This is a genomic window from Serinicoccus sp. CUA-874, from assembly GCF_001942225.1.
GTDB classification, from domain to species: domain Bacteria; phylum Actinomycetota; class Actinomycetes; order Actinomycetales; family Dermatophilaceae; genus Ornithinicoccus; species Ornithinicoccus marinus.
In genome coordinates, this window is the sequence record NZ_MKJZ01000034.1 from 198,486 (window position 1) to 211,235 (window position 12,750).

Below are 12,750 nucleotides of genomic sequence, written 5' to 3' on the forward strand. Positions count from 1 at the left end.
CGCGGGAGGGCACGCCGCGCGGGATACCCTGAAGGGGCCATGATCGCCGCTTCCGCCGATGTGCGTCTCGCCCTCGACCTCGCGGGGATCTTCGTCTTCGCGCTGTCGGGTGGGCTGGTCGCGGTGCGGGCCCGGCTCGACCTCTTCGGCGTCGCGGTGCTCGCCTGGGTGAGCGGCCTGGGTGGCGGCATCATCCGCGACGTCTTCCTCGGCGACGTCCCTCCCGACGGCATCAGCAACCCCTGGTACGTCCTCACCGTCCTGCTCGCCGGCCTGGTCGTCTTCGCCTTCCACGGCCTCTTCGTCGACCTCTCCCGTCACCGGCCCAAGCTGCGGCTGCACCGGATCAGCCAGGCCGTGAAGTACCTCGACGCCGTCGGGCTCGCGACCTTCGCCGTGGCGGGTGCTCTCAAGGCCGTGGTCCTGGGCGCGCCACCGCTGGCAGCCGTCTTCGTCGGCGGCATCACCGCCGTCGGCGGTGGGGTCATCCGCGACGTGCTCGTGGGTCAGGTGCCCGAGGTGCTCCGCCGCGAGCTGTATGCCGTGCCCGCCCTGCTCGGCGCCGCGGTCGTGGTCACCGCGGCCGAGCTCGGACAGCTGTCCTTCCTGGTGGTCTGGTCCACCCTGGCCCTCGTGCTGGGGATCCGGGTCGCCGCCATCGTCTTCGACCTGCACGCCCCGACCCCCATCCCCTCTCGAGGAGACGCAGCATGAGCAACCCCATGACCGACCCCAGCGACGCCGCCGACCCGGGAGTCGCCGACCCCGCGGCCACCGGACCCGAGGCCGGCTCGGCGCAGGACGAGGTCGTCGCCGAGCTCGAGGAGACCCTGCAGGAGTCGGAGGAGAACGACCTCTTCCCCTACCAGGCGATCGTCCTCACCTCCTTCGGCGGTCCGGAGGGCCCGGACGAGGTCATGCCGTTCCTGCGCCGGGTCACCGGCGGTCGGGGCATCCCCGACGAGCGGCTCGCGGAGGTCGCCGAGCACTACTACGAGTTCGGCGGCAAGAGCCCGATCAACGACCAGAACCGCGCGCTCATCGAGGCGATCCGGGCCGAGCTCGCCCGTCGCGAGCTGACCATCCCCGTGCTCTTCGGCAACCGCAACTCCGAGCCGTTCCTCGCCGACGCCTTCCGGGAGGCCGCCGCCGAGGGCATGACCCGGCTGCTGTCGGTGACCACCAGCGCCTACTCCTGCTACTCCTCCTGCCGGCAGTACCGCGAAGACATCGCGGCGGCCCAGGAGGAGCTGCGCGCCGAAGGGCAGGAGGTGCACGTGGACAAGGTGCGGCAGTACTGGAACCACCCCGGCTTCTCCGGCACCAACGCCCGCATCGTCACCGAGGCGGTCCGGCAGCGGATGGAGTCGAGCGGCTCCGGCGACGCTCCGCACCTGGTCTTCGTCACCCACTCCCTCCCGGTCGCCATGGACGACACGTCCGGGCCCGGGGACGAGGAGGGCAACCTCTACTCCGCGCAGCACACCGAGCTCGCCGCCGCGATCAGCCGCGAGGTCTCGGCCACGCTCGGCGTCGAGGTCGAGCACGACCTGACCTACTGCTCGCGCTCCGGCCCGCCGAGCCAGCCGTGGCTCGAGCCGGACGTCAACGACCACCTGCGCGAGCTCGCGGGCCGCGGGGTGACCGACGTCGTCGTGGCCCCCATCGGCTTCGTCTCCGACCACATGGAGGTCGCCTTCGACCTCGACACCGAGGCCGCCGAGACCGCCGAGGAGCTCGGCATCGACATGCTGCGCGTGCCGACCGTCGGCACCGACACCGAGTTCGTCATGGGCCTGGTCGACCTCGCGCTGGAGCGCGCCGCGCAGGCGCGGGACGAGGACGTCGAGCGACCCACCTGGCCGGGCGGCGAGCCGCGCCCCTCGATCTGCCGCCCCGGTTGCTGCCCCAACCTGCGTCAGGCGAAGCCGGCGGCCTGCGGGAGCGACTGATGGACGGCGCGCCCGACCTCGAGGGCGCCCCTGACCCGCACCAGGTCCCGGCCGACGAACGGGCCGAGCTGGAGCGCCTCGCCGTCGACCTGGCCGAGGAGGCGGGGGCGCTCATCCGCGAGGAGCGGCCGGACGGGCTGGGGGTCGCCCACACCAAGAGCAGCGACCTCGACGTCGTCACCGAGATGGACACCCGCGCCGAGGCGCTGCTGCGGGACCGCCTCGCCGCGGCCCGACCCGAGGACGGCGTGCTGGGCGAGGAGGGCGGCCTCGGGGCGGGGAGCACCGGACTCACCTGGGTCCTGGACCCCATCGACGGCACCGTCAACTACCTCTACGACCTCCCCTCGTATGCCGTCTCCGTCGCGGTCGTGCTCGGTGACCCCACGACGCCGGGCGCCTGGACGCCGGTCGCCGGCGCGGTGATCAACCCCCGCACGGACGAGGTCTTCCACGCGCATTCCGGGGGTGGCGCCCGGGTGACGGGACGTGGGACGACCCGGTCGCTGGCCGTGGGGAACCAGGACCGGCTGGAGTCGGCGCTGCTCGCCACCGGCTTCTCCTACGACCGTGCGGTGCGGCGGGGTCAGGCGGCGGTCGTCTCCGACCTGCTGCCCCGCGTGCGCGACGTCCGACGGATGGGTGCCGCGGCTCTCGACCTGTGCCATGTCGCGGCCGGCCGCGTGGACGGCTACTGGGAGAGCGGGCTGCAGCCGTGGGACCTTGCGGCAGGGTGGCTCGTCGTCACCGAGGCCGGCGGCGTGGTCACCGGACCGGGCGGCTCGGGCCCGCCCTCGGGCGACCTTGCGCTCGCCGCCAACGCGACCCTCCACCCCCTGCTGAGCGACGAGATCGACCGGCTCTCCGCCCGCCCCTGAGCGCCCGTCCGATACCGCCTCGCGCGGCCCGGGGCGGATAGGGCATACTCCCGCGCGGCGGATGTGCACCGGCGGCCGGCGGTGGGCACAAAATCGAGGCTCTCGGCGTTCAGGGACGACGAGACCACGCGGCGATGGCAAGAGAGGCAAGATGGCGACCGACTACGACGCACCACGCAAGAACGACGACGAGCTCAACGAGGACTCGATCGAGGAGCTGAAGGCTCGGCGCAACGACAAGTCCTCGGGCAGTGTCGACGTCGACGAGACCGAGCAGGCCGAGGGCTTCGAGCTCCCGGGGGCGGACCTGTCCGACCAGGAGCTGTCGGTGCACGTGCTGCCCCGGCAGCAGGACGAGTTCACCTGCTCGCGCTGCTTCCTCGTGCACCACCGCAGCCAGCTGGCCAAGGAGGTCGGGGGGATGCCGGTGTGCACGGAGTGCGCAGCCTGAGCACCGTGCCGACGCCGTCACGGGCGGGGACGGTCACCGGCCGTCCCCGCCCGGCGGGCGGCTACCCTCGATGACCATGCCCCCCGAGCCGCTGACCGTCCCCGTCGCGCTGCGACGGCTGGACCACGGCCTGCCCGTGCCCGCCCAGGCGCGACCCGGCGACGCCGGGGTCGACCTGCACGCGCGCGAGGACGTCAGCATCGCGCCGGGGGAGCGCGTGCTCGTGGGCACCGGCGTGGCGCTCGCCGTCCCCGAGGGGTATGCCGCCTTCGTCCACCCCCGCTCCGGCTCGCGGCACGGCACGGCCTGACGATCGTCAACGCTCCCGGCACGGTCGACTCCGGCTACCGCGGCGAGATCTTCGTCAACCTGCTCAACACCGACCGGCGGACGCCGGTGGACGTGCAGCGCGGCGACCGCATCGCCCAGCTCGTCGTCCAACAGGTGGCCCGTCCCGTCTTCACCGAGGTCGAGGACCTGGGCGAGTCGGCGCGCGGCGCCGGCGGCCACGGGCATACCGGCCGCTCCACCCCCCTCCCGGCGACCGCCGGACCGACCCAGCAGAAGGACTGAGCCACCCGTGGCACTCTTCGGCCGACGCAAGACCAAGCAGCTCAGCGACGACGAGCTCCTCCTCGACGAGGAGGACACCGTCGCCGTCCGGCCCGAGCCCGCCGAGGGGGAGCCTGGGGTCGACCGGGACTGGGTGCGCGCCGAGGACGGGCCCTACGACATCACCGAGTGGCCGGAGGTGGACGGCGGCATCGACCTCGGTGCGCTCCGCATCCCCTCGGTCAAGGGGATGCAGCTGCGTCTCGACATCGAGCAGAGCTCCGGGCGCGTCATCGGCGCCACCCTCGGGTTCGGCGCCTCGCAGGCGCAGGTGCAGGTCTTCGCGGCGCCCCGCACCGAGGGCATCTGGGAGGAGCTCCGGGCCGAGATCGCCCGCGGCCTGGTCGACTCCGGGGGAGCGGCCGAGGTCGTGGACGGGCGCATGGGCAAGGAACTGCGGGCTCGTATGCCCGGGCGCGCCCCGGACGGGCGCGTCGCCTACCAGCCGGCCCGCTTCGTCGGCGTGGACGGTCCCCGGTGGTTCCTCCGCGTCGTGATCGGTGGCCCGGCCGCGACCGACGACCACCAGGTCCGCGGCATCCTGTCCTTCGTCCGGCGCATCGTGGTGACCAGAGGCGACGAGCCCCGCCCGCCGCGCGAGGTCCTCACCCTGACCCCGCCCCAGGGTTTCGCGGAGGCCGTCGCCAAGGAGGCGCAGGCGCGGCGCGAGCAGCAGGAGCAGGCCCGGCGCGCCGCGGCGGCCGAGGCCGTCCGCAAGGCACCCTCCGCGAGCGGCTCGAGCGACGCCACGGCGGTCGCGGGTGTCGGGCTGTCGACCGGGGACGCGGCGGACACCTCGGGCGAGGCAGCGGCCTCCGCGCCCGAGCCGGCACCCACCGACGCGCCGAAGGCCCCGCGCAACCCCGACTTCACATGACCGACCACGGGCCGGGGCAGGAGCCCGCGGCAGGGTCCGTCGGGTCCACCGGCTCGGCGCAGGAGACCGTCGAGCAGGTCATCCGCCGGCGGATCAGCGAGGCCCTCGGCGGGTGGTACGGCTCGCTGGAGACGGCGCTGCCGACGGTCGCCTTCGTGACCACCTGGCTCGTCACCGATGCCGTCCGTCCGGCCGTGGTGGCCGCGGCGGCGCTGCTGGTGGTGCTCACGGTGATCCGCGGGTTCGTCGGCGGCTCGTGGCGCTTCCTCGGCTCGGCGATCTTCGCGACCGGCATCGCCGCCTTCTTCGCGCTGCGCTCCGGCGAGGCCCAGGACGCCTTCCTCCCCGGGATCCTGGTGAGCGGGCTCTACGGCGTGGCCGCCCTGGCGTCGATCCTGACGCGCTGGCCCCTGCTGGGCTTCATCGTCGCCCTCGGCGACCCCGACTTCGCCGAGCGACCCACCGCCTGGCGCCGCGACCCCGGCCTGGTCGCGGTCTGCGCCCGTCTCACCTGGGTGCTCGTCGCGCTCTTCGCGCTGCGCGTCGCGATCATGCTGCCGCTCTACCTCGCCGAGCAGGTCGCCTGGCTGGGCGTCACCAAGATCGTGCTGAGCTGGCCGGCCTACCTGCTGGCCGTGGTGGTCATGGGCTGGATGCTCGCGACCGGACGCACCCCCGCCCAGCCCCAGGACGACGCGAGCGGGACGGCCGCGATCGACCCGACGCAGGGTCGCTGAGGTGCCGGGCACCGACGCGGCCGCGGTCCCGGCGGTCGGCGACGAGCTGGACCTCCTCGTCGGCCCGGTGGCGCACGGCGGCCACTGCGTGGCCAGGGTCGGGGACACCGACGACGGCCTCGTCGTCTTCGTCCGGCACGCCCTGCCGGGGGAGCAGGTGCGGGCGCGCGTGACCGGCGTCGGCAGCGGCGGCCGCTTCCTGCGCGCCGACGCCCTCACGGTCCACCGTGCCTCGCCGGACCGGGTCGAGCCCCCGTGCCCCTTCTCCGGCCCGGGACGCTGCGGCGGGTGCGACTGGCAGCACGCCGACCTCGCGGCGCAGCGCGCACTCAAGGCGGAGGTCGTCACCGAGCAGCTGCTGCGGGTCGGTGGGCTGGGACCGAAGGAGGTCCGCCGCCTCGGCCAGGGAGCGGAGCTGGTCTGCGACCCGGTCCCCGGTGACGACCACGGCCTGCGGTGGCGCACCCGGGTCGAGGTGGCGCTGCGACAGGTGCCCGGGCACCCGCCCGTCTCCGGCCTGCGGGCGCACCGCTCGCACGAGGTGGTCGACGTCGACGACTGCCGCATCGCCGCACCCGGCGTGGTCGGCACCGGGGTCTTCGCCGCTGCGCAGGAGCTCGTCCCCGGCACGACCGGGCGGTCCCGGGCCGCAGACGTGGTCACTGCTCTCGACGTCGTCGCCCCGGCCGTGGGCGAGCCGGTCGTCGTCCCCCTCGCGGCGCCCTCCGGCGGCCACCGTCCCCGGGGCCGCCGCCCGGGCACCGGTCGGCGAGCGGCCCGCCGACCCCCGGTGCCGGTGGGTCCGGTCCCCGAGGTCACCGAGCGGGTCGGCGAGCACGACTTCACCGTCTCCGCCCGCGGGTTCTGGCAGGTGCACCCCGGGGCCGCCGCCACCTTCACCGAGCAGGTCCTGGCCTGGCTCGACCCGCAGCCGGGGGAGAGCGCCCTGGACCTGTATGCCGGCGTCGGGCTCTTCGCCGCGCCCCTCGCCGACGCGGTCGGCCCGGAGGGCCGCGTGCTCGCCGTCGAGGCGGACGAGGAAGCGACCCGGTCCGCGCGCGGCAACCTGTCGGCATACCCCTGGGTGCGGGCGGTCGCCGAGCCGACCGCCGCCGTCCTGGAGCGGCTGGTGGCCGACGGGGAGCGGGTGGACCTCGTCGTCCTCGACCCACCGCGCAGCGGCGCCGGCGGCGACGTCGTCCGTGCCCTCGCCGCGCTGCGTCCCCGCGCGGTCGTCCACGTCGCCTGCGACCCGGCGGCGCTGGCCCGCGACCTCGCGACCGCCCGCGAGGCCGGGCTGGAGCCGGAGGCGCTGCGGGTGCTGGACGCTTTCCCGATGACCCACCACGTGGAGTGCCTGGCGCTGCTGCGCCCCGGCGCCCCGCGCTGAACGATGAGAGGCACCATGCCCGATCTGGACCAGCAGCTCGAGTTCGGCATCTTCCCGACGCCGGACGCCCGCCGGATCCCCGACCTGCTCTCGCTGGTCGCCCTCGCCGAGGTCGAGGGCCTCGACGTGGTCTCGGTGCAGGACCACCCCTACCAGGACGGCTTCCTCGACACCTGGACGTTGCTCTCCGTGCTCGGCGCGCGGACCACGACGATCCGGCTCGCCCCCAACGTCGCGAGCCTGCCGCTGCGGCCCCCGGTCGTGCTGGCCAAGGCGGCCGCTACCCTCGACCTGCTCACCGACGGGCGCGTCGAGCTCGGGCTCGGGGCCGGCGCCTTCTGGGACGCCATCGTCGCCGCGGGCGGTCCGCGTCGCACTCCGGGCGAGGCGGTCGACGCGCTGGCGGAGGCGGTCGAGCTCATCAGGGCCTTCTGGGCCGGCGGCACGCTGCGCTTCGAGGGAGAGCACTACACGGCGCGGGGTCTGCACGCCGGCCCGGCCCCGGCCCACGACATCCCGATCTGGCTCGGGGCCTACAAGCCGCGGATGCTGCGGCTCACCGGACGCCTCGCCGACGGGTGGGTCCCGAGCATGGGGTATGCCGACCCGCCCGCCCTCCCTGCGGCGCGCCGCGCGCGTCGACGAGGCGGCGCTGGAGGCGGGGCGCCCGCCCGCCGCCGTGCGCCGGATCTACAACGTCTTCGGGTCGTTCGGGACCGGGAGCGGCTTCCTCCGGGGCCGCCCGCAGGACTGGGCCGAGCAGCTCGCGGAGCTGACCCTGGACGTCGGCATGAGCTGCTACGTCCTCGGGACCGACGACCCGGACGTGGTGCGCCGCTACGCCGCCGAGGTCGCCCCGGCGACCCGTGAGCTGGTCGACGCCGAGCGGGCGCGACGGGCGCAGCAGTCGGCGGAGGCGACAGGCGTCCCAGCGACCTCCGCTCCGCGCGACGCGGGACCGGGGACCGCGGACGGCGCCGTCCAGGAGCAGCACGGGCAGGGGCATACCGTCACCGCGACGCCGGACGACGGGACACGCCTCTCGCCCTCGATGCCCTGGGATGAGGGCGCACGTCCCTCCGCCCCGGCGGGGGAGCCCGGCCGGCACCCCGAGCAGGCGCAGCACCTCGTCGACATCCACGACGGCCTGCGCTCCGAGCTGGAGCAGGTGCGCGACGTGCTCGACCAGGTGCGGCGGGGGCACGTCACGGTCGGCGCGGCGCGCTCGGTGATCAACACGATGACGATGCGGCAGAACAACTGGACCCTGGGCGCCTACTGCGAGTCCTACTGCCGGATCGTCACCGGGCACCACACGCTGGAGGACCGGAGCGTCTTCCCCCACCTGCGGCACCGCCAGCCCGACCTCGCGCCGGTGCTGGACCGGCTCGCGGAGGAGCACGTCGTCATCCACGAGGTGCTGGACGAGTTCGACAAGGCGCTGGTGCGGCTGGTCGCCGAGGACGGGACCGGGCGCGCGGGCGAGGAGGTCCTGGAGGGGGTGCAGCGCTCGTTGGACCTGCTCACCGACACCCTGCTCTCGCACCTGGCCTACGAGGAGCGCGAGCTCATCGGGCCGCTCGGGCGGCACGGCCTGGGCTGACCCGGCCGCACCGGACAGCAGGGCACAGGCAAGCCTCACCTGACGTCGGGGCCAGGGTGCGGCAGGATGGGCGACATCCGGGTATGCCCGCGCGTTGCGGCAGGCACCCTGGGTGAGATATCTTGATGTCAAGATAAATAGCCAGTGAGCGAAGGAGCGACCCACGTTGAGCACCAATCCGAACAGCTTCGATGCCCAGGGCACGCTGGAGGTGGGGGACGCCAGCTACGAGATCTTCCGGATCGGTGGGCTGGAGGGTGCCGACACGCTCCCGTACTCGCTCAAGGTGCTGCTGGAGAACCTGCTGCGCACCGAGGACGGCGCCAACATCACCGCCGACCACATCACCGCGCTCGCCGGCTGGGACGCCGACGCCGAGCCGGACACGGAGATCCAGTTCACCCCGGCCCGCGTGATCATGCAGGACTTCACCGGTGTGCCGTGCATCGTCGACCTCGCCACCATGCGTGAGGCGATGGGCGACCTCGGCGGCGACCCCACCAAGATCAACCCGCTGGCGCCGGCCGAGCTGGTCATCGACCACTCCGTCATCATCGACGTCTTCGGCCGCCCCGACGCCTTCGAGCGCAACGTCGAGATCGAGTACGAGCGCAACGAGGAGCGCTACCAGTTCCTGCGCTGGGGCCAGACCGCCTTCGAGGACTTCAAGGTCGTGCCCCCGGGCACCGGCATCGTCCACCAGGTCAACATCGAGCACCTGGCGCGCACCGTCATGACCCGTGAGTCGGGCGCCGACGGCGCGCTGCAGGCATACCCCGACACCTGCGTGGGCACCGACAGCCACACGACCATGGTCAACGGCCTCGGCGTCCTGGGTTGGGGCGTCGGCGGCATCGAGGCCGAGGCCGCGATGCTCGGTCAGCCGGTCTCCATGCTCATCCCGCGGGTCGTGGGCTTCAAGCTCACCGGCGCGGTGCCCTCCGGCGCGACCGCCACCGACGTGGTGCTGACGATCACCGAGATGCTGCGCGAGCACGGCGTGGTGGGCAAGTTCGTCGAGTTCTACGGCGAGGGCGTCACCCAGGTGCCGCTGGCCAACCGGGCCACGATCGGCAACATGAGCCCGGAGTTCGGCTCCACCTGCGCGATCTTCCCGATCGACGACGTGACCCTCGACTACCTGCGGCTCACCGGCCGGTCCGACGAGCAGGTCGCGCTCGTCGAGGCCTACGCCAAGGAGCAGGGCATGTGGGCCGACCCGGCCAACGAGGCCCGCTACAGCGAGTACCTCGAGCTCGACCTGTCCACCGTCGTGCCCTCCATCGCCGGGCCCAAGCGCCCGCAGGACCGCATCGAGCTGACCAACGCCAAGCAGCAGTTCTGCGCCGACCTGGTCAACTACGCCGATGGCGAGGCCGAGCTGTCGGCCGTCGACCACGAGCTGGAGGACACCTTCCCGGCCTCGGACGCCCCGTCGCACGACGCCAGCGACGCCGGTCAGCAGGCCGCCCGGCCGATGCGCTCCGGGCGCTCCAAGGACGGGTCCACCCGCCGCGCATCCAAGCCGGTCGAGGTCACGATGGACGGCGAGACCTTCGAGATCGACCACGGCATCGTTGCGATCGCCTCGATCACCTCCTGCACCAACACCTCCAACCCCTCGGTGATGATGGCCGCCGCGATGCTGGCCAAGAACGCCGTCGAGAAGGGCCTGACCGTCGCGCCGTGGGTGAAGACGTCGATGGCCCCAGGCTCCAAGGTGGTCACCGGCTACTTCGACAAGGCGGGCATGTGGCCCTTCCTGGAGCAGCTCGGCTTCCACCTCGTCGGCTACGGCTGCACGACCTGCATCGGCAACTCCGGCCCGCTGGTCGAGGAGATCAGCCAGGCGATCAACGACAACGACCTCGCGGTCACCTCGGTGCTCTCCGGCAACCGCAACTTCGAGGGCCGGATCAACCCGGACGTGAAGATGAACTACCTGGCGTCGCCGCCGCTGGTCATCGCCTACGCCCTCGCCGGCACGATGGACTTCGACTTCGACGCCGAGCCGCTGGGGCAGGACACGGACGGCAACGACGTCTTCCTCCAGGACATCTGGCCCGCGCCGGAGGACGTCGAGGCGACCATCGCCTCCTCGATCAGCCGCGACATGTTCACCGAGGACTACAGCGATGTCTTCGCCGGTGACGAGCGCTGGCAGAGCCTGGACACCCCGGACGGCAACACCTTCGAGTGGGCCGGCGAGTCGACCTACGTCCGCAAGCCCCCGTACTTCGAGGGCATGGGCGCCGAGCCCGAGGCCGTGGAGGACATCTCCGGCGCTCGCGTCCTGGCGCTGCTGGGCGACTCGGTCACCACCGACCACATCAGCCCCGCGGGCTCGATCAAGGCGGACAGCCCCGCCGGCAAGTACCTCTCCGAGCACGGCATCGAGCGCAAGGACTTCAACTCCTACGGCTCGCGCCGCGGCAACCACGAGGTCATGATCCGGGGCACCTTCGCCAACATCCGGCTCAAGAACCAGCTGCTGGACGGGGTCGAGGGCGGCTTCACCCGCAACTTCAGCAACGGCGGCGGGCAGACCACGATCTACGACGCGGCCCAGGCGTACGCCGAGGCCGGCACTCCGCTCGTCGTGCTCGCCGGCAAGGAGTACGGCTCCGGCTCCTCCCGCGACTGGGCGGCGAAGGGCACCCGGCTCTTGGGCGTCAAGGCGGTCATCGCCGAGTCCTACGAGCGGATCCACCGCTCCAACCTCATCGGTATGGGTGTCCTCCCGCTGCAGTACCCGGAGGGGCAGAACGCTGAGAGCCTGGGCCTGGACGGCACCGAGACCTTCGACATCTCCGGGGTGACCGGGCTCAACGAGGGCTCGACGCCGAAGACGGTCAAGGTCACCGCCACCAAGGACGACGGCGAGCCCGTGGAGTTCGACGCCGTGGTCCGCATCGACACCCCCGGCGAGGCGGACTACTACCGCAACGACGGCATCCTGCAGTACGTCCTGCGCTCCCTGGCGACCGTCTGAGGCCACTGGCGCGGCGGGCACCGGGATCATGGATCTGACGGTGCTCGCCGCCGGGGTGCTGCTCATCCTGGCCGTGCTGTCGGTGCGGCTGTCGGAGCGGCTCCGGATGCCGGTCCTGCTGCTCTTCCTCGGGCTGGGCATGGCGGCCGGGTCGGAGGGTCCGGGCGGCATCGCCTTCGACTCGCCGGGCCTGGCGCAGAGCGTCGGCACGGTATGCCTGGTGGTGATCCTCTTCGCCGGCGGGTTGGACACGGCGTGGTCCTCGGTGCGCTCGGTCGTCGGCCCGGGGCTGCTGCTGGCGACGGGTGGCGTGCTCGTGAGCACGCTCATCCTCGGCACCGCCGCCTGGTGGTTGCTCGGGTCCTACACCGACCTGCGCCTGGGCGGCGACGGCATCAGCTGGACCGAGGGGCTGCTCATCGGCGCGATCGTGTCCTCCACCGACGCGGCGGCCATCTTCGGCCTCTTCCGGTCCGGCAGCCCCGCGCCCCGTCGACGGCTGCGGTCGCTGCTCGAGCTCGAGTCCGGCACCAACGACCCGATGGCGGTCATCCTCACGGTGACCCTCATCGGCATCCTCACCCGTGGGGAGGCCAGCCTCGGCTCGGCGCTGGCGGGCGTGCTGCTGGGCATCGTGGTCGGCGCCGTGCTCGGCCTGCTGCTGGGGGGCGTCGCGGCTGTGGGGGCCGACGCGCTGCGACTGTCCATCCCGGGTCTCTACCCCGTGCTGTGCCTCGGGGTGGCGTTGACGACCTACGGCACCGCGCAGGCGTTCGAGGGAAACGGCTTCCTGGCCGTCTACCTGTGCGGTCTCGTGCTCGGCAACCGGGTGCGCTCGCACCGCCGCCTCATCATCCAGGTCAGTGACGCCCTGGCGTGGCTTGCGCAGATCGCGATGTTCATCACCATGGGGCTGCTGGTCTTCCCCTCCGAGCTGGTCGGGGTCGCTCCGGTGGGCATCGTGCTGGCGCTCATCCTCATGTTCCTCGCGAGACCGGTGAGCGTCTTCCTGTGCCTGCTCCCCAGCGGGTTCTCGGCGCGCGAGAGCGCCTACGTCTCCTGGGCCGGGCTTCGTGGCGCCGTGCCGGTCGTGCTCGCCACCTTCCCGGCGACCGCCGGGCTGGCCCAGGCCGGGGACGTCTTCGGCGTCGTCTTCTTCCTCGTGGTCGTCTCGGTGCTGGTCCAGGGATTCACCCTCGGCCCCGTCGGGCGACGGCTCGGCATCGAGGAACCGGCAGGCCCACCGACCTGAGCCTGG

Annotated in this window: 11 protein-coding genes and 1 pseudogene; all 12 read left to right on the top strand. The window is 73.1% G+C overall.

Annotated features, from left to right (window positions below; translation table 11 throughout):
• The first annotated feature begins 39 nt into the window (after positions 1-39).
• Positions 40-714 carry a trimeric intracellular cation channel family protein gene (locus BJF80_RS11750; protein WP_075813848.1) on the top strand — a complete coding sequence of 225 codons (675 nt, stop codon included), beginning with the start codon at positions 40-42 and terminating at the stop codon, positions 712-714.
• Positions 711-1,952, top strand: coding sequence for a ferrochelatase (locus BJF80_RS11755; protein WP_237767580.1), 1,242 nt, complete (start codon positions 711-713; stop codon positions 1,950-1,952). Before BJF80_RS11750 ends, BJF80_RS11755 begins: the two co-directional genes overlap by 4 nt.
• Positions 1,952-2,830, top strand: coding sequence for an inositol monophosphatase family protein (locus tag BJF80_RS11760; RefSeq protein WP_075813850.1), 879 nt, complete (start codon positions 1,952-1,954; stop codon positions 2,828-2,830). Before BJF80_RS11755 ends, BJF80_RS11760 begins: the two co-directional genes overlap by 1 nt.
• Positions 2,831-2,981: 151 nt before the next feature.
• Entirely contained in the window at positions 2,982-3,281 is a 300-nt protein-coding gene (locus tag BJF80_RS11765; RefSeq protein WP_022923741.1) for a DUF4193 domain-containing protein, read from the top strand.
• Between the two features lie 70 nt (positions 3,282-3,351).
• Positions 3,352-3,854 (top strand): annotated as a pseudogene (gene dut / locus BJF80_RS11770) (dUTP diphosphatase).
• Between the two features lie 7 nt (positions 3,855-3,861).
• Positions 3,862-4,770: a DUF3710 domain-containing protein gene (locus tag BJF80_RS11775; protein WP_075813852.1), complete on the top strand. Its 909-nt coding sequence runs from the start codon at positions 3,862-3,864 to the stop codon at positions 4,768-4,770.
• Positions 4,767-5,507, top strand: coding sequence for a DUF3159 domain-containing protein (locus BJF80_RS11780; protein WP_075813854.1), 741 nt, complete (start codon positions 4,767-4,769; stop codon positions 5,505-5,507). Before BJF80_RS11775 ends, BJF80_RS11780 begins: the two co-directional genes overlap by 4 nt.
• 1 nt (position 5,508) lies before the next feature.
• The gene (locus tag BJF80_RS11785) at positions 5,509-6,897 is read left to right on the top strand and encodes a class I SAM-dependent RNA methyltransferase (RefSeq protein WP_075813856.1); all 1,389 of its coding nucleotides are present in this window, start codon (positions 5,509-5,511) and stop codon (positions 6,895-6,897) included.
• 15 nt (positions 6,898-6,912) lie between these two features.
• Positions 6,913-7,767, top strand: coding sequence for an LLM class flavin-dependent oxidoreductase (locus BJF80_RS20305; protein ID WP_237767581.1), 855 nt, complete (start codon positions 6,913-6,915; stop codon positions 7,765-7,767).
• 181 nt (positions 7,768-7,948) lie between these two features.
• Entirely contained in the window at positions 7,949-8,500 is a 552-nt protein-coding gene (locus BJF80_RS20310) for a hemerythrin domain-containing protein (RefSeq protein WP_237767595.1), read from the top strand.
• A 166-nt stretch (positions 8,501-8,666) separates the two neighbouring features.
• Positions 8,667-11,492, top strand: coding sequence for an aconitate hydratase (locus BJF80_RS11795; RefSeq protein ID WP_075813858.1), 2,826 nt, complete (start codon positions 8,667-8,669; stop codon positions 11,490-11,492).
• Positions 11,493-11,520: 28 nt separating this feature from the next.
• Positions 11,521-12,744 (top strand): potassium/proton antiporter, encoded by a 1,224-nt coding sequence (locus BJF80_RS11800; RefSeq protein ID WP_075813860.1) that lies wholly within the window; start codon positions 11,521-11,523, stop codon positions 12,742-12,744.
• Positions 12,745-12,750: the final 6 nt, after the last annotated feature.

Coding starts and splice junctions, on each gene's coding strand:
- BJF80_RS11750 (WP_075813848.1), top strand. CDS start 40: ATGATCGCCGCTTCCGCCGATGTGCGTCTCGCCCTCGACCTCGCGGGG.
- BJF80_RS11755 (WP_237767580.1), top strand. CDS start 711: ATGAGCAACCCCATGACCGACCCCAGCGACGCCGCCGACCCGGGAGTC.
- BJF80_RS11760 (WP_075813850.1), top strand. CDS start 1,952: ATGGACGGCGCGCCCGACCTCGAGGGCGCCCCTGACCCGCACCAGGTC.
- BJF80_RS11765 (WP_022923741.1), top strand. CDS start 2,982: ATGGCGACCGACTACGACGCACCACGCAAGAACGACGACGAGCTCAAC.
- BJF80_RS11780 (WP_075813854.1), top strand. CDS start 4,767: ATGACCGACCACGGGCCGGGGCAGGAGCCCGCGGCAGGGTCCGTCGGG.
- BJF80_RS20305 (WP_237767581.1), top strand. CDS start 6,913: ATGCCCGATCTGGACCAGCAGCTCGAGTTCGGCATCTTCCCGACGCCG.
- BJF80_RS20310 (WP_237767595.1), top strand. CDS start 7,949: ATGCCCTGGGATGAGGGCGCACGTCCCTCCGCCCCGGCGGGGGAGCCC.
- BJF80_RS11800 (WP_075813860.1), top strand. CDS start 11,521: ATGGATCTGACGGTGCTCGCCGCCGGGGTGCTGCTCATCCTGGCCGTG.